This is a genomic window from Streptococcus cristatus, assembly GCF_003943535.1.
GTDB lineage: Bacteria > Bacillota > Bacilli > Lactobacillales > Streptococcaceae > Streptococcus > Streptococcus cristatus_L.
This window is the reverse complement of the sequence record NZ_RJPU01000001.1, coordinates 574,041-591,927: the sequence shown is the minus strand read 5'-3', so window position 1 is coordinate 591,927 and position 17,887 is coordinate 574,041. Positions and strand designations below refer to the sequence as shown.

The window sequence follows — 17,887 nt, the reverse complement described above, 5'->3', positions numbered from 1 at the left end:
CATTTTCTGGCGCATAAATGTGATCATCCGCAATAAATCGACGACTATGGCAAGTATTTTTGAAGCTGAGAATCAACATGTTGTTCTCAAAAGCTGTGCGACAAGCATTTAGGATTTCATCGCTGATATTGATATCCAGATACAAGTCACAGCGAGCAAAAAGTTCATTCACCTTAGCTGGACGAATATTAGGGTAGAGGGAAATATTCGGATAGCGATTTAATTCCATCAAATGGCTTGACATTTCTGTGATGGCTCCAACATGGAAATGTACATTTGGCAGCTGAGTCAAGAGCTGCTCTATTTGCTCAAGCTGATCACTATTGGTCAAAATCAAGGCTTCTGGATTCATATTATTAAGACGCTGGTAATCATAAATATAACCAATATTGTGGAAATAGACTTTTTCTTCCGGTGTTGCCAAGCTTTGAATTTTCTCATATACCTGCCTGTCCTGAACAGCGATGCGGATATTGCGATGAGGCATTTTCATAGCTACTTTCATATTTCCAGGTAAGGCTTCTCCGATAGGCTCCTGCCAGAAGAGAACATCCTCTGCACGAGCATTTTTAGGACGAAGAGCGTAGGCCACCAAGAAGGGNGTNGCTAGAGAATTATAAATAATNCGATCTGTATCATATCCACGATATTGCAGATAAAAGACGACAAATTCTTGTTTGGATTTAAAGATGTGACGCTTTCCTTCAAGTGTCAAGATGATATCACCAGTCAGATGATTTTCCATAATCACCACGACATTGTTCTGGTCAAAATAGCGAGTATGGGTCGGANGTTGTGTCTGATCATAGGTTATTTGTGCGAAAAGGCGTCCTTTGCGATTATAGATATCTGCTGCTCGAACCTGCCCCTCTGTATCCAACCATTCGACAGCCCGCACACGTCTTTCATGCGTTGGTTGGTGATAAAAAATATTGGCACGCTTCTTGCCCATATCCAATATTTCGCCATTTACATTGCTAGAACGAATCTCCCATAGNTGCGGTTTGGGGACAAGATTAAAATATATCGGCCGGCCTTCCGGTGTNTCCAAATCTCCTGTAAAATAACTGTAAGGAGACTCGACATCTGGTGAAAGATAGCCATCGTCTTGTACAACAACAACAGGACAATCAAGTCCTGTTGCTTTTAATGAACGTAACAAATCAAAACTTGCTTGATCATAGCGGTCAAACAAACAAATCATAGTGGTTATGCCTTTCTTTCTGAATCCTACTTAGTTGGTCTGAGCNGATCGNACNAGATCAGACCAGCGCTGGGCAATATGCTCATCAAGGTAAGGCTCAGCTACCTCATAGGATACACGGGATAAATCTTCCTGAGAATGTTGAGTTAATAGCTGAACAATCTTTTCTGCGTACTCTGTCGTCATGGCATCTAGATCATCTGGACGAGCCTTAGGAATCAGGTAGCCATTTTCTCCATCGCGGATAAAGGTCGGATTGCCATAACGGACATCAAAGCCAATGATGGGCAGGCCAGAACCAACTGCTTCTAACAGAGTCAGACCAAAGCCTTCACTTGTTGATGCTGCTAGATAAGCGGAATAATTTTTGTAAACATCCGCCATATGATGATGGCCCATCAGACGAATATACTCTTCTGCTTGCAGATCCGCAATTAGCTTCCGCAGCATAGCTTCCTCACCACCGGTGCCATAAATATCAAAGGTGATTTCCGGTAGTTGTTCATGCGCCTTCACTACAGAATGAATCAGCCAATCGATATGCTTTTCACTGGCCAAACGAGAAGCTGTCATCAAACCAAAAGGTTTCCGCTGACCTTCTGGTCGGCGCAGCTGATCCAAGCTACCCACAGGAATAGTTAAAATATTCTTCGGCTTGATGTCGGTATATTGAGCAAACTGCTCTTTCAGAAGCTCTGTTTGAGCATCCGTCGAATTGATGATGTAGTCCACTTCTTCTGCGTATTCAAATTGATACTCGTAGTAATTATTCCACAAGATATACTCTTTTTCTGCGGGATTTTCACTAAAGTGGTCTGCGTGAACGATGACAGCTAGTTTGGCAGCCCCCTTATTGGCGAAGATTGGCTGGCCAATATCTGTCTCCCGGTCTAGAATCAGTAAATCCTTGTCTGTCAACTTCAAGCTTTTCATGAAATGAGCAACAAATTCCTGCTTGGAGTAGAAGACCTGATCTGGAAAGCGATAAACTTGCGTTTCTTGTTTACCGTCTACTTCATCGATAATCTCTTCGTAAGCCACACTACCATCTTCATTGAGCCAAGTCCGTTGGTAGAGACGAGCCCGACCATCTACAGGACTATAGTATTCAATAAAGTTTTTGGTATACGTATAATATTCTTTCTGAATGAGACAGCCACGCGAAACAATCTCTGCCCGCTCAATCAGTTCATTATCCATATCGCATGAATAGCACGTTACGAAATCATTATCTCCAAACAAGATCCGAAAGGTCTTATTCTCAGGATTACGGACGATTTCTAGAGGTTCCCTATCAAAACTAGCTAAGACTTGTGCCAGAGTGTAGGTCGTTGGAGCAATCTTAACATCTGTAAAATACTGATAGAGCCAAATGACCTCAGAGTCTTCAAAGCCGATATTCTTCGTCAAATGTTCAATATTATCGGCTGAAATAAAATCCATAAAGATGAATTTTGCCTCTAAGCCCACACTGCGAAGCAATTTTGCACGATAAATTTGTGCGTACTCAACCCCGCTGCTTGCCCAACCAATTCCTAGGTTGATGTTATAAATTGTCATAAACCATGTTCCTCTTACAAAAGATTATCTTTTTTAATTCTTGAAAGGCGTTTGATGATTTTTCCTTTCTTCTTTTTCCCTTTTTCTTTATCTTCGTCTTTAGACTTTTTGACAGGAGAAGTGAAGTAAGTAACGGGAACAGAGCTATCTGTACCTGTCTTAGCAAATGTTTGCTCAATATTCACAACTTCTTTTTGTGGAGCAGAGATTTCTACTGGGACTTCTTCCTCACCAAAAATATCTGATTCGTTTACTTCTTCTTCGTGCGCTTCAAGAGAAGCTTCATCGAATAGACTTTCAGCTTCAACTTGCTCATTTGGAGCCTCGTCTTCTTCCAAAGGTGTATCAAACAAACGCGTAGCTTCATCTTCCTCTAAAGGAGTATCAAATATGCTTGCAAATTCGTCGTCTTCCGAAGCTTCCTCGATTAGACTTGCGATGTCAATTTGACCCTCTAAAGTTTCTTCGTCTAGAATCTGACCAATTTGACTAAGAAGCTCCTTGATTTTTTCCTTTTGCGCCTTATAGAGTTGTTCCGTTTCAAGACGTTTTTTCGTCAATTCATCGATCTCTTCAAGGATAGACGATCTTACTTGTAAGAAGTCTTTCTGAGCTTTCTCTAGAACCTCTTGAGCCTCTTTTTCTGCCTTTTCATGTGCTTCAATAATCAGCGATTTAGCATAAACAACGGCTTCACCGATTTCTCTTTCTTGGTTCTTTAAAGCATCAATTTTTTTACGTAAAGATTCAATTTTCTCATTCTTTTTACGAATTTCACTATCAAATCCTTCTTCTAGCGATTCAATGTATTCTTCAACTTCCTTGGCACGATAGTTACCAAATAGGGTCTTTTTAAGTCTCATTCTGCTCCCTCTATTCTTCATTTATTCTAATTATATACTATCTTATCAATTGTAGCATAAAATGACGCTTATTACCATTGTTTTATAAGTCTCCAAGCAAAAAAATCCAACACCACAGGAGCAAATAAAATTCTATCCATCTGCTAGTTCCATGGTTCTCTTAGTTTTGTAACCTTATTCTTTTATAAGCAAAAACACCTGAATAGATGACATATAATCCATTCAGGTATTTCATAAAAGGTAACTAGATGTAAACGCATCTATTTTAGAAATCGAGATCTACCCAGCTGAGAGGTGTATAGCCAAGAAGTTCAACGCCATCATATTCTACTGTTTTAACGATCTCTTGAATATTCGTTTTTAGCTCTTCTATTGATCGGCTGTCTGACTCATCTAATACTAGATCATCTTCCACAATAAATAGTGGCTTTTGATAGCGGTCATAAAGATTATTCATAGCTAGGCGAAGACCTACAGGATCAATTGGATTCTTATTGGTGTTATTATAGCCATATTTATTGATAAAGACTTCTTGAGAATTACTAGATGCATGGTAACTAAAGCTAACAAAATCAACCTTTCCGACGCGTAAGTCAAAGAAGTCATCATTTTCAATATCCAAAGCAATCTGCTCACGTTCTAAACGGCGCAAGAAATGGTTTGGATAAGAACCACGAACTTGTACATCTGTAAAGACATAGTTTTCACGGTTCCTAACTTCTGCTTCCATCGCATCAATCGCACTATCTAGATTCTGACTATAGTTACGACTAACTACCAACATGCCGCCAAATTGAAATTCTGGATTGATTGATTTTCCAAGCTTAACAACACGTGCCGAAGCGACTAATTGATAGTGAGCTGCCTGCCAGATTCGTTGGTTCCGATTTTCTCCCTCGTCAAAAGACAGACCGCCACCAAGATATGGTAAATGGTGTAAAATATTAAATTCATTAAAGGTAATCCAATATCTTACCTTGTCTTTAAAATGTCTGAAAACAGCTTCTGTATAATGCTCATAAAGTTCAATCATCTTGCGGCTCTTCCACGCACCGTATTTTTCATACAGATGAAGGGGAAGATCGAAATGACTTAAAGTTACAATCGGTTCAATATCCTTTTGCAACACTTGATCAATGATAGCTTCATAATATTTCAAACCTTCTTCACTTGGCTGCGCTTCTTCTCCAGTTGGGAAAATGCGTGCCCAAGAGATAGAAATTCTATAAACATTGAAGCCCATCGATTGAATCATATTCAAATCACTAACATAATCCGGTTGACTCGCTAAAGTAAATTGTCCCAGAAGATCATAGGCACCTATTGGTACTTTTTTGTAGTTGATTTCCCCTGTCAGTACTCCTATACGTGGTTCACTAATTGGTAATACATCCGTCGTTCCCAAACCTTTATTGCTGTTGGGCATCGTATTTCTAATCATAATGACTCCTTTTGATTTTGTGAATATATGTGGATACTATTGCATCCTCTAGTATCTTTAAAATTATCGCTGGTCTTTCTTATTCTGAGCGATAGAAGCCAATCCAGATAATGTACTAGCGACATTTTTTAAGTCAGGAGAAATTGGCTGTAAACCTGGTCTTACCATCTGATATGCCTCTTGATCAGTCACGCTCAAGTTTGGACTTGTAGATACTTGAACAGACAAGCTTTCTTGAGATAGTGCAACCGCCTCTGAAAGTTCCTGAGATGCAAGGTTCATACTATCAAGCGATTCTTGTTGATAGGCAAGACGCATTGACTCTGTGCGAGACAAGCTAAGTGAAAGAGATTCTGAGACTTGTAAACTATGTGATACTGACTTAGACTCTGAAACACTCTGTCTGTAAGAAAGCAACTCTGAGACTGAAATGCTATAAAACTCAGATAAGGAAACTCTCACAATACTTTGACTGATTTGCTCTGATTCACTCAGGGAAATCGACTCACTCAAACTAAAGGAAGTGGAGATGCTGACACTATGACTAAGAGATTCTGAAAGACTGATAGAGGTTGAGGTGCTCTGACTAACCGACTCTGAAACTGAAATTAACTTGCTCTCATATGCAGATTGGGCAACAGAAGCACTAACTGAGAGTGAAGAACTGAGCCAATTGTACTCTGAAATTGATTGACTCAAACTTAAAGAAGTTGAAAGGCTTGCACTCTCACTTAATGATTCAGAGATACTGAGGCTCTGGCTAAGGCTTTCAGACTCGCTCAAACTCAAGGAGCTTGAAACACTCAGGCTTTGACTCAAGGATTCTGAAACACTGAGGCTCTGACTAAGACTTTCAGACTCACTCAAGGAAACTGATTCACTTAAACTAAAGGCAGTTGAAAGGCTTGCACTCTGACTGAGAGATTCTGAAACACTCAGAGAGAGTGAAGCACTCTGACTAATAGAGTCGGAAAGCGATGTTAACTTGCTTTCCAATTCAGATTGGGCAACAGAAGCACTAACTGAGAGTGACGAACTGAGCCAAGTATACTCGGAAAGTGATTCGCTCAAACTAAATGAAGTCGAAAGGCTTGCGCTCTGACTCAAGGATTCTGACACACTAAGACTCTGGCTTTCTTGTTCAGATTGACTGACTGAAATTGACTCACTGAGGCTCAAAGAGTGTGAAGCGCTGACACTTTGGCTCAAGGATTCTGAAAGGCTGAGACTCTGACTAAGGCTCTCAGATTCACTCAAAGAAGCGGACTCACTCAAACTGAAGGAGCTTGACGCACTGAGGCTTTCGGATTCACTCAAGGAAATTGACTCACTCAAGCTGAAAGAAGTGAAGACGCTCACACTCTGACTGAGAGATTCTGAGACACTAATAGACTCGGAAATTGATGTCAATTGGCTTTCCAATTCGGATTGAGCAACAGAGGCACTAACCGACAATGAAGAACTTAACCAAGTATACTCGGCAATGGACTCACTCAGGGAGATTGACTCGCTCAAAGAGATTGACTCGCTGAGACTGAGAGAAGTTACTGTCCATTCACTCAAAGATTCTGACAGAGAAAGGGACTGGCTATAGCTAAGTGATTCTGATAGCTGCTGACTCTCCTTGGCTGATTCAGATTCGAAAAGAAGTTGAGAAAATGCTTCACTCAAGGATAGAGACTGACTGATGCTCAAAGATTCAGATGCCGAAAGGCTAAGTGAAGTAAATTCAGACTGAGCCAACCATTCAGAAGTAGAGAGGCTCAGGCTAGTACTAAGAGAAATCAAGAAAGTATCCGGCTTATTCTCGTTTACTGAAAGTGAATCAGCTTCCTCCTCATAAACTGAATCTGAAAGACTCATAGAAGTCTCTTCTAAGGCACTTAGAGACTCAGATTCTGAAAGGCTCAGACTGGCACTAATGGATTCTGACAGAGAAGCTGACTGACTATCCGCTACCGAAGTTGAAACGAATTCGCTAAGAAGGATAGAAGCCGACTCGGAAAGACTCTCGCTTGCACTGATAGAAGCGGATAACCATTCACTCTCATAAAGTGAATCTGATTCTGATATGCTGAGAGATTCAGATTCAAAGATACTCCAGTATTCAGACTCAGAAAGACTCTCACTGGCACTAATAGAAGCGGATAACCATTCACTCTCATAGAGTGAATCTGACTCTGATATGCTGAGAGATTCAGATTCAAAGATACTCCAGTATTCAGACTCAGAAAGACTCTCACTAGCACTAATAGAAGCGGATAACCATTCACTCTCATAGAGTGAATCTGACTCTGATATGCTGAGAGATTCAGATTCAAAGATACTCCTGTACTCAGACTCGGAAAGACTCTCACTTGCACTGATAGAAGCGGATAGCCATTCACTCTCATAAAGCGAATCCGACTCTGATATGCTGAGGGACTCAGATTCGAAAATACTCCAGTATTCAGACTCGGAAAGACTCTCGCTGGCGCTGATAGAAGCGGATAGCCATTCACTCTCATAAAGCGAATCTGACTCTGATATACTGAGAGATTCAGATTCAAAGATACTCCAGTATTCAGACTCGGAAAGACTCTCACTCGTGCTAATAGAAGCGGATAAGGATTCATCCTCAAGAGCCAGCTCAGATTCTGAATCTGACTGATCGATAATGTGAGAAGAAGAGTCTAAAGAATAAGTCTCTAATGAATCCTTCTCCCACAGCGAATCTTGAAGAGAACTCTCGCTTGTTGAAACAGAGCCACTATCGAAATGTTCAGCAGACAAACTCATTGAGGTCGAAACGCTCATTGATAAACTTTGACTGACATTTTTTATCAGATCATCTACTACCAAGCTATTGTTGGCTTGAAAATCCTCAAAGTCTTCCATAATAGAAATTGGCCCTGTCTGTGGTTTTAATTCTTCATTAATACCTAACACAACCTGATTCTGCTCTTGGGGTTTTCGGCTAATCGGTTTTAAGATGGCTGCATCCGGATCATAATAATTATCATCCTCCGTCACCAATCGTTTAAACTTCGATATAACGCGCTTAAACCCCTTTGCTTTTGCTTTATTGTTCTTACCCATAAATATACATTTTCTCCCGAATGCAGTTATATCCTTATTATAAAGTCTATAGCACAATCTGTCAAAACTTTAGCCAAAGAAAACCTCTAATTTCCCTGTAGGCTGAACATTGACATAACTAAGCGCCATATTTTTTATAATTTTAAGATTCATGTCTGCATTCATTCTCTTATATGACTCAAAAGCCTCTTTATGAAACTCATATACAGGATTCTTTTGCGCATAACCTTGACTAACCACTAAAGTTTGAAATTGTTGGAGATAGTCAACTTGCTCCACCCAGCAATCATCCACTGCTCTTAACACTGCAATACGTTGAAGCTGCCCAAATAGTTCTGAATCCTCAATTATATCGCGTTTTCGCTGATATTCTTCAATGAAAAGCTTTGATAGGAACTTCTTAACTTGACGAATGTTTGTCACATCTAAATCTCTTGGAATGTCTTGACAATAGTAGCTAATGTTATCCAAAACAAATCGATACAAATCGGCCTGCTCTCTAAATGGATGCTTCTTCATATAGGCGTCCATAGCATCTGATAAAACAGATAAAAAATATTCTAGTTTAAAGTCAGAATGAGCAATAATGTCATTGCGCTTATTATAAATGATTTGCCGTTGAATTCGGATACTTTCGTCATACTGCTCCGTTGATCGTCTTGAAGCAGCTGCCGCATTATCGCTGTTTCTCTGAGCTTCTGTCACCTCATATTTAATACGAACCGATTTTAGATGAACCTTCTGCTTTTCCTCTGGCTTGGAGACTTCTTTCTGATAAAAATCATTGATCCACTTACTGCCAGTCTTTGTGATAATATCATCTTCGAGTGAAACAAAGAATTTACTTAATCCAGGCGCGCCTTGACGACCTGCACGACCACGAAGCTGCAAGTCCACTCGTTCACTGGACATTCTCTCTGTTCCAATAACCGCCAGTCCGCCTAATTTAGCAACGCCTTCTTCTAAAATAATATCCGTTCCCCGACCAGCCATAGAGGTTGCGACGGTTACCGCAGAACGCCGACCAGCCTGTGCAATCATCTCTGCTTCTTTTGCTGCATTGTAGGCATTTAGCACATTATGAGCAATTCCTTCCTGCAATAGGAGCATAGAGTAAATTTCTGACATTCTTACCGATCCTGTCGCAATCAGAACTGGCTGCCCCTTTTTGTGTAGTTTTTTAATATAATCCAAAGAAGCATAAAGTTTTTGAGGGATAGTTAGATAAATCTCATCTGGATAATCAATCCGTTGATTGGGTTTTCTAGTTGGTACAACGACTACTCCCAAGTCATACACTTCACGAAATTCATCTTCACAGACCTTCCCTGTACCCGTCATCCCCGCCAATTTAGGAAACATCTTGAACAGATTTTGATAGGTAATAGAGGCCATGGAGCGTGTTTCTAAGGAAATCTTTACGCGTTCTCTCGCTTCCAAGGCTTGGTGCAAACCAGATTGGAGTTTATTCCCTTCTAAAACTCGCCCTGTTGCCTCATCCATCAACTTGACTTCGCCATTTTCTACAGTATACTGACGATCTTTTTCAAATAAATGATTGGCCCTTAAGGCCAAATTGATTTGACGGATCAGTTGGTAGTTATTTGGATCGTAGGCATTTTGTACACGGAAGTAGACTTCTGCTTCCTTGACACCTTGTCTCGTCAACCAGACTGAAGTCCGAGTCGAATCCAGCTTAAAATCTTCCTCTTCCTTCAAGGTCTTAACAAATTCATCGCAGGAAAGAAACAGATTAGACTGAACCCGAGGAGAGCCTGATATAATCAGAGGCATCTGTGCACTATCCAAGAGAGCTGCATCAACCTCGTCTACTAAACAGAAATAGAACTTAGGCAAAAATTTCTTTGCTTGAGAGGTCGCTAAATTTTCTTCAAGGTAATCAAATCCCAGCGCACTATGTGTTGTATACACAATATCACTTTGATAAATCCGCTGCTTTTGCGCAACCTTCAATCTTTTAGCTGGATTTTCTGAAACACCAATCCCAACTGTCATTCCTAAGTAATGAAAAACAGGAGCCATTTGTTTAGCATCGCGTATCGCCAAATATTCATTGGCCGTAACCAAGATGGTGCTGTTTCCAGTCAAAGCATTTAAGTACAAGGGAAGAATTGCTGTTAGTGTTTTGCCCTCTCCCGTCCTCATCTCGGCAATCTGATTGTCTTGCATGACTAAGGCACCTAAGATTTGTACATCGTAAGGGTAGAGCCCCAAGACGCGCTTAGCCGCTTCACGAATGGTGGCATAGGCTTCTGGTAAAATTTCCTGCAGCCTTTCTCCCTTAGCAAGACGTTCTTTAAACCATTGAGTTTTGGACTGCAATTCTTTATCTGACATGGCTGCATAATCGTCAGAAAGCTGATTAATCTTTTCTAAGATTTTTTTATAACGCCTTAGTTTAAAGGAATTAGCTAAATGTAATTTTTTAGGCTTCATTCTTTCTCATCCACTCTTCCGTTTTCTCCAAGTCTATTTTTTGAAGCAAAAAGGACTGATCCAACAAATAATCAATTTTGGTTAGTACCCGTGGCCTATTTTTCAGATGGGCATACTCTTTTACTCTAGCTGAATTGAAGCGTTCCAGCAGCAAATCTCTAAATAAAGGATAATTCACCCTATTTCGATAGCGATCAAGAACGTGCTGATAATCCAATTCTGGCATGAAATCATCAGTCACTAAAGCATAGGCATTTTCAAATTGCTGTGAGTAAAGTAAGGCTGCCATATTTGAAATCGGCCCATAGCCAGCAAAAGCGACCTTTTCAAAAGAATATTCTCGAGCCAGCTTTTCAATTGTTCCAAGTAAGATTTCGAAGAACTCTTTTTCCATATACAAAAGAGCGTCTTTGTAGGAAGAATTGACTACCAACAAATTTGGAAAATGCTCCCGAACAATTTCTGGAATGTAGCCCGTCCGATTGAAATCAGGCTCCGTAAAGCAAACGTAAATCGTCTCTTGATTGACGTCCTTATGCAACAATTTCGAAATCCAATAGCGATCGACAGTATAATCTGCCACACCTTCTTCGGCAATATAGATGCTTTCAAACAAGAAACGATGGCAACCTGAACTCACTAATTGAATTTTATAATGATGGGTATTGTTAGGAACGCGGACGCTCATGGTCTCACCCTGCTTAATGATTTGATTAAAAATCTCCTCATCACGCGCATTCATAAATTCAATCTTCAAGTAGGTCGAATTTTCAGGAAGAGTCTCCAGATGGCTGCCAAAGATATATTTTTCTCCTCGCTTCAATTCAGGAAGCTGACTTGTATTTCGTAAAGCCTGATAGTTTGCCTGCGAATGCCATTCATGAATGACTGTACCAGACGGCATGAACTGATTCTCATATAAAACATGCCCATCTGCTAGCAGCTTCACAGACGATCCATATAGATACTGTGATACACTTTGCATATCCCAATAAGCAAAATAGATTTCTTCCTTGTATCTCACGAATCAAACTTCCTTTCAAAACTATTCACTAATAAAGTTTTATATTGATTAAAGAACCATTCGACAATTCCTTGCGTATCATCATTGTGTCGTCCAGTCAATCCTTTACTAATGACATTAACGCGATAAGCTCGCTTTCCTAGCTCTTCTAGCATATCAGGGTAGGCCGTACCATCGTAGTCATCATGATACATATAAGACACAATAAATTTCGTCCTTGAAAAATTAGCTTCTTTGAATGCTGTCCAGAAGTGCTCATTAAGTTGAGCTATTCCTTCCTCTGATAATTCTCCTGTTGTACGAAGCACCAAATCTAAAGAAGTAGGAAAACCTCCAGGACGAATCGTGGATTCATTCTCTGCAATATCGCCTAAATTTACTAAGGGCTTACCAACAATCACTGCATGAGGCTCTAACTTGGAAGCATAATACAGGGCTCCAAAGGTCCCCATTGATAGTCCGGATAAGGTCAACTGATCCCTTGTAAAGCCTAATTCATCTAAGCAGTGATGAATAACCTGAACAAGCTTTTGCTCTAGCTCTTCTGAGCCGAGATAGAAAGCACCACCCTCAGAACGTGGATCTCCAATCAACAAGAAAGGCGCTCCCAAATTGTTCATCATCCAGTATCCCTCAAATCCTTCAGCTGGACGATAACCAGAAAAATAAATATTGAGAGGTGGCTTCAAATCACCAGGATGGAAATAGTAAATCAATTCCTCTCGATTTTTATCCACAACACGATTTCCACCAACCAACAAGTCCCCATAACCTAAATGAGAGTGGCGATGGTGGAAAGGTCCAATTTTCACAATGCCTTGCCCTTTTGCTTGGACGCTGACGCTTAGGTAACAAGAATCGCTGGTATCCAAAATGAGAGGCTTATCAAAAGCTTCTTTATCATAAATCCACTCTTGCATTGGAGAGCTTCCAACTGGGTAGCCTCTGATGACATAACGAAGCAAGCAATCATCCGAGTGCCTGAACTCTGGCCACAAATCCAAAGGAGTATCTCCACTCAAAAAAATATTGTACTGATAAGTCGCTATGGTTTTGTAATCCTCACCAAATTCCCCACACAGACGGAGATAGTTGGTTCCTTCATAGTCAATCTGACCCTTGAAATAAGGATTAATCGTCAAGTGATTGACACTGAGCTTGGTACCACTTTGCTGAGAAGAAAAGCCTCTAGAGAATAGATACAACAGCTGAGCAGGATCTTCAAAAACAGACTTGACCGCCTTTTTGCGCATAAGGAATCTGTCCAAGGTTCTCGTAGTAATCTGACAGCGCTCATGATAAAACAAGCGGTAAACCTGAATTAAGCTGTCCAATACTGTGATGTACTCAAAATGTTCGACAGTATCTACCAAGACAACATCATAGGGCTTAGCAGCCTTCGGTTTCTTCCCATCCTTTTTTAAAATACCAATATCTTCTGGCAAGAGAGACATGATATCTTCTGGTTTAACAAATGTCCATGCGATATTACTAGGAATCTCATATTGGTGCTGCCAATTCTCATTGGCAATCTGTAGGACACTAATTTTGTTCATTTAGCTTTAATTCCTTTATCGTATTTTTCCACATTTCGACAATTTCTCCCCTTGTATACAGCTCAATCCTCTTAACCGAATGCACCAAAGACTGATTCCAGTGTTCCAAATCTGTGAGGTAATACAAGAGTGCCCCTCTCAGGTTAGAAATATCATTCATGATCCAACCATTTTCGCCATGCTTCACATAGGAAGAATTATACAAATTCACTTGAGGAATCCCTCCACTGATACCCGCAATTTGAGTTCGTATATCTGCCGGGCTTCCCAAATCCAAGATGACCCGAACATACTTCAGAGCCTTCGCCAAATCGGTATCACTATGAATCACCACAGTATCAATTCGCTCTCTGAGGCTATCATCATCTTCTAAGCGTGGATCGCCACTCTTAGCAGCCTTATCTTTGTCAACAAGAAGCAATTTTTCTGCATACTTTGTTGATGATAAAGATTCCTCAAGAAACTGTCGAATAGAAGCTTCTCGACCAAAATCCTGACTCTGCGTCCCAACCAATAAGTCAATCCACTCATGTTGCAACATCATATCAAACAAGGAAGTAAACACATATTGAAGATGATGTTCTGGTAAAGTATCGAAATTGACATAGATAATCAACTCTTTTTTCCGCTGACTATGCCCAAGATTCAACTGTGTGTCATAGGGTGGAATCTCATAATAAGCAGGAAGTTGCTCTTCTTCTACTTCCCCCACTTGTTCTGCAATCTTCACGATTTTATCCAAGCTATCTACCACAAAAAATGGGGTATCTTTTAAATCAGACAAGAGCTGTTCTGTATTTGTAATCGGATAACGATTGCCAAAGAAGGACAGAACAACAAGATGATCCTTCTTAATCTGTTGGAAAAAATGATTATGCTGCACATCTGCTGAAACAATAATTGAATCATCCTTGGTTAAGACAGAAGCCAAATGCTGCTCTAGCTTTTCTTTAACAAGCTCTTCAATATTCTGATAAACATCCTTAGCAAATGTGCCCTGTGCCTCAGGATTGATAATGACCTGCTGGTTATCAGCTGTCAAAAACTCTCTAAACTGCCATACACCATTCGCATTCAGATAGTCCTGATAGTAAGGCTGATTATACTCAAAGTAGATAATACTGGAGACAAAGCCACGGTCATCAAAAATAAGTTGATAATCCATCTGATTATTTTCAAAATAGGTAATATCAAAAATATTACCTATTTGTGAAAAATTAATCTGAGCATGAGGTGCACGATTGACGTAAACATCCACCTTAAATGGAGTATAAAAGATTTCTGCTCCCTCAGGCCATTTCAAATCATCCAAACGAATCTTTCGTGCTGGCACATCTGTCAGACCTTGTATGCTATCAAATAGATTCCACATGTCTTCTGACGAGATTCTCTGTTGATAAAAGAAGGTCCGAATATGAGGCGAGTAATTCAAAATCAGGATAGAGTTGGATTCGCCTGATTGTTGAAACATCCGCAGCAAATTTACGGCATCATCAAACATCATATTTTTCGGTGCATGATAGAAAGGTAGGGCGGTAGAATACCATTTTCGATCTTGTTTATACCAGGAAGGTACAAAGTAAAACATATCCCACTATTCTCCTTTAAGTTCTAATTCTCTATGATAATAAGTCCCAATTCTCAAGATTCGTATTTCTTCGCGCAAAGGTATGAGCATACTAATCAGAATAACTAGCGTGCTGGGCAAGGTCAAAAAGAAACTTGGTAAAGGCAAGAAGAAATGAACAAAATAAGGCAGACCTACATACAAGATTAGATAGATCGCTCCTGTATTTGCTTGCAAAGAAATATAGTGTTTTAACACTTTTAAGGTTTCTTTCCCAGGCTGAATATAGTCAAAGTATTCTCCCTGACGCTGCAAGCGCTTGGCAGTCTCTTCCGGTTCCAAATTAATATAGGCAAACAAAATAGCCAAGAGGTAAATCGCAACTAGGTAAATAAGGAGACTCAGAGGTTTTGTAAAGTCAAATATATTCCCAATTTTTACTGAAAATCTTTTTCCTGTCCAGTCTACTAATAATTGGACCAACATCAAGACACTTGTTGCATACATGATGGGCATTCCGCCAGAAGGAATGAACTTAATTGGCAAATAAGATTTATCATTGTAACGACTGCTTAACATGATCCGATTAAGAGGCAATCGTATCTCCGCTTTCTCACATACAACAGCAACAAAAGTCAAAAGAAGATAAGCTATCGCCGCAGCAACTAACATCATTCCGCCTCGGAGAGAAGACAGAGATTGACCAATCAAGATTATTAATTGATTGGCAAACTGGAGCAAAATCCCTGAGATAATGATGATGGTTGACCCTCCCACTCCCTTACGAGTATTGAGACTTGATAACCAGATAATGATAAAACTACCTGTCACAACCGTAGTTAAAACTGCTGCATTATAGAGCCAGTCATCCACCAGAAGTAGAAAACGACCATTTCCTCTATAAGCAGTGTACATAATGGCAAGTCCCTGCACAATCGCAAAGAATAAGGTTAGAATTTTTTGAAAGAAATCCGTTTTTTTAAGAGACCAAGATTGTATATTCCAGCTTTTCTTTAGGTTCATGACTTGCCATACAATCATCGTCGTAATCCAAGGTCCTAAGCCCAAAGAAAATACTGAAATCTGAGAAACATCAATTCCTGCCAGCAAATACAAAGCGGCCAAGGGATTGTCTTCCTTTATCCGAAAAGCTTGCATACTGCCATTGTAGCCCGGAAGCAAGATATGTCTTCCTAATATATAAATAGCTATAATGAACATTGTAAAGAAGATTCTCTTTCTAAAAATATTCTGATGCTTCTTTTTCTTAAGACCAAAGTGCTCCATTTATTATCCTTTATTTGTATTTTGGACTTGCCCAGAGTCCTCTTTTCATACATAAACTTGTCTTTTAAGCCAAAGACTTAAGAAAGCAAGCCCATTCCATAGAATTATAGATAAGGAATCAACTTGCTTTCTCTATTTTGATTACAAAATGTGGGGCAATCGTCATTTAATTAAAATCTGATCGAATTTTTTCCACCATTTCCTGATAATTCTCATGTGAGAATACTCGCTCTGAAACCCCTTCTGTTTGTACATTATCAAAGGCATAAACAGGCTTACCAGACTCTTGAAACTCTCTAATTACAGTATCGAATTTCTGATCGTGATTGATATCAAGATAAATGTCGCTGCTCGCAAGTAAATCTCTCAAAGGATATGGCAAAATTGCAGGGTGCAAGCGAACATTTTCATAAGCCATCAGTTTGAGTAACTTATCAGACATCTGTGTGTAGGCAGCAATATGAAATAGACAGTTTGGTAATGCATTCACCAAATCTTCAATTCCCTCTAACCTATCTGAGTTTGTCAAGGTTACACAGTGGAGAGCAAAGCCTTCATTCCTCTGTTTAATAGCTTTCTCGACATCAAATTCATCTGTCTCAATAATTGTAGACCAATCAAGAGAATTGTAAAACCACCATACTTCACGCAGACGCATGTTGGAAACAGTATTCCATGGTTTTTGACCAGAAATATAATGCAAAACAGCAGGTAGTGGAGAGAGTGGGATTTCGAAAATCCAGTCATGCTTATCTAGCGCAGCTCCCATGTCAAAACCGATTTGAAAATTGTAAGTATCTTCCAAATCAAGTTTTTTGCCCTCAAACATCAAATTCAAGATAGACTGATCACCTTCAGTAAAATTGGCTAATTCTCTATCTGTCAACTCGACCAATTGCTGAGCCATGTTTTCTTCACGCCAACGCTTATTATTGATGAGCATCATTCCAGAATTAAAGCCAAAGCCTACTCCATATGTCGCGCGAGTCGTTGCTACATAATAATCCTCCAGATCTATCTCAAAAAGATGGTCCAGATTTCGTGTCACAACAATATCACAATCTAAATATAAGACTTTATCTGCTGCAACGTAATTCGGTATAAAATAGCGCCCATAGGCCATATAGTTGATATGAGCGTAAGTTCCAGCTTCCCATTTCGATTTCACCTGATCGTCAATCTGGTCATTAAACAATTTCACATCGTTCAACTGACTGCCAGATGCTTCTACCTTCCGACGCGTATAGTAAAACCATTCTTGAGGAATATCCTGATTGAAAACATAAATATCTAGATTTTTATGATGACAGCAAAGAGATTTTATGGTCGTTTCAATCTGTCTAATATACCCGTAATCTCCCGAAACCACAATGGCTTTTTTCTTTTCCAAAACACTACTCCCACTAAGCTTATTCAATTCTCTAAAAAAATCGCTATTAGGCTTTATTATACCATAAATTCCGCCTTTATTCAAACACCTTCTTGAAAGCTAGACCTAACTTTTCTAGCCTTAAAATAGAGGTGAAAGCTAAGCAGGCAAAAAGAAGAAAGCTTGCTATAAACGCCTCTAATATCTACATCCTTTTAAAATCAGACAGCCACTACCGGCAACGTCTTGAAATACGTGCTGATCTTGCTATCAAATCTTATAAAATTAGGCTATCCCGAAGAATTAGCTGGTATTTTATTGAGAAAAATGAGAGTGGGACAGAAATCGGTAATTCATTATAATTCGATTTCGTTGTCCCACCTCCGCACAGTTGAGTAGGGCTGTAAAAGATGATGAAATCAGCGTAGTAGAGCCCACTCAACCACTGCGTCTTGCTCGACAAGCCAAAGACAATTGAGAG

At 39.8% G+C, this 17,887-nt stretch carries 12 protein-coding genes; 1 reads left to right on the top strand and 11 read right to left on the bottom strand.

What is annotated here, in order from left to right; genetic code table 11:
* From gtfB to D8790_RS03135, 11 genes are all read right to left on the bottom strand, one after another.
* On the bottom strand, positions 1-1,204 hold a 1,204-nt coding region (gtfB, locus tag D8790_RS03185), incomplete at its 3' end, for an accessory Sec system glycosylation chaperone GtfB (protein WP_125387550.1).
* A 30-nt stretch (positions 1,205-1,234) separates the two neighbouring features.
* Positions 1,235-2,764, bottom strand: a complete 1,530-nt coding sequence (gene gtfA, locus D8790_RS03180; RefSeq protein WP_125387549.1) for an accessory Sec system glycosyltransferase GtfA — start codon at positions 2,762-2,764, stop codon at positions 1,235-1,237.
* 14 nt (positions 2,765-2,778) lie between these two features.
* Positions 2,779-3,627 carry a coiled-coil domain-containing protein gene (locus D8790_RS03175; RefSeq protein WP_005592329.1) on the bottom strand — a complete coding sequence of 283 codons (849 nt, stop codon included), beginning with the start codon at positions 3,625-3,627 and terminating at the stop codon, positions 2,779-2,781.
* A 265-nt stretch (positions 3,628-3,892) separates the two neighbouring features.
* Positions 3,893-5,068: a family 1 glycosylhydrolase gene (locus D8790_RS03170; protein ID WP_125387548.1), complete on the bottom strand. Its 1,176-nt coding sequence runs from the start codon at positions 5,066-5,068 to the stop codon at positions 3,893-3,895.
* A 63-nt stretch (positions 5,069-5,131) separates the two neighbouring features.
* Entirely contained in the window at positions 5,132-8,146 is a 3,015-nt protein-coding gene (locus D8790_RS03165; RefSeq protein WP_125387547.1) for a hypothetical protein, read from the bottom strand.
* A gap of 69 nt (positions 8,147-8,215) precedes the next feature.
* The gene (gene secA2 / locus D8790_RS03160; protein ID WP_125387546.1) at positions 8,216-10,603 is read right to left on the bottom strand and encodes an accessory Sec system translocase SecA2; all 2,388 of its coding nucleotides are present in this window, start codon (positions 10,601-10,603) and stop codon (positions 8,216-8,218) included.
* Positions 10,593-11,627, bottom strand: coding sequence for an accessory Sec system protein Asp3 (gene asp3, locus D8790_RS03155; RefSeq protein ID WP_125387545.1), 1,035 nt, complete (start codon positions 11,625-11,627; stop codon positions 10,593-10,595). The genes secA2 and asp3 overlap by 11 nt, the downstream gene beginning before the upstream one ends.
* On the bottom strand, positions 11,624-13,183 hold the full coding sequence (asp2, locus tag D8790_RS03150) for an accessory Sec system protein Asp2 (RefSeq protein ID WP_125387544.1): 1,560 nt from the start codon (positions 13,181-13,183) through the stop codon (positions 11,624-11,626). The genes asp3 and asp2 overlap by 4 nt, the downstream gene beginning before the upstream one ends.
* Complete coding sequence (gene asp1, locus D8790_RS03145; protein ID WP_125387543.1) at positions 13,170-14,771, bottom strand: accessory Sec system protein Asp1; 1,602 nt, start codon at positions 14,769-14,771, stop codon at positions 13,170-13,172. Before asp1 ends, asp2 begins: the two co-directional genes overlap by 14 nt.
* Before the next feature lie 6 nt (positions 14,772-14,777).
* Positions 14,778-15,971: an accessory Sec system protein translocase subunit SecY2 gene (secY2, locus tag D8790_RS03140; RefSeq protein WP_376739448.1), complete on the bottom strand. Its 1,194-nt coding sequence runs from the start codon at positions 15,969-15,971 to the stop codon at positions 14,778-14,780.
* A gap of 232 nt (positions 15,972-16,203) precedes the next feature.
* Positions 16,204-17,427, bottom strand: coding sequence for a glycosyltransferase (locus tag D8790_RS03135; RefSeq protein WP_125387577.1), 1,224 nt, complete (start codon positions 17,425-17,427; stop codon positions 16,204-16,206).
* A gap of 131 nt (positions 17,428-17,558) precedes the next feature.
* Between D8790_RS03135 and D8790_RS10735 the strand changes: the two genes are divergently transcribed.
* Positions 17,559-17,768, top strand: a complete 210-nt coding sequence (locus D8790_RS10735; RefSeq protein ID WP_221765896.1) for a hypothetical protein — start codon at positions 17,559-17,561, stop codon at positions 17,766-17,768.
* The last annotated feature ends 119 nt before the right edge of the window (positions 17,769-17,887 follow it).

What these genes read in the sequence shown, in the direction of transcription:
- asp1 (WP_125387543.1), bottom strand. Translation starts at nt 14,771, where the DNA reads ATGTTTTACTTTGTACCTTCCTGGTATAAACAAGATCGAAAATGGTAT.
- D8790_RS03175 (WP_005592329.1), bottom strand. Translation starts at nt 3,627, where the DNA reads ATGAGACTTAAAAAGACCCTATTTGGTAACTATCGTGCCAAGGAAGTT.
- secY2 (WP_376739448.1), bottom strand. Translation starts at nt 15,971, where the DNA reads ATGTTCATTATAGCTATTTATATATTAGGAAGACATATCTTGCTTCCG.
- D8790_RS03170 (WP_125387548.1), bottom strand. Translation starts at nt 5,068, where the DNA reads ATGATTAGAAATACGATGCCCAACAGCAATAAAGGTTTGGGAACGACG.
- secA2 (WP_125387546.1), bottom strand. Translation starts at nt 10,603, where the DNA reads ATGAAGCCTAAAAAATTACATTTAGCTAATTCCTTTAAACTAAGGCGT.
- D8790_RS03165 (WP_125387547.1), bottom strand. Translation starts at nt 8,146, where the DNA reads ATGGGTAAGAACAATAAAGCAAAAGCAAAGGGGTTTAAGCGCGTTATA.
- asp2 (WP_125387544.1), bottom strand. Translation starts at nt 13,183, where the DNA reads ATGAACAAAATTAGTGTCCTACAGATTGCCAATGAGAATTGGCAGCAC.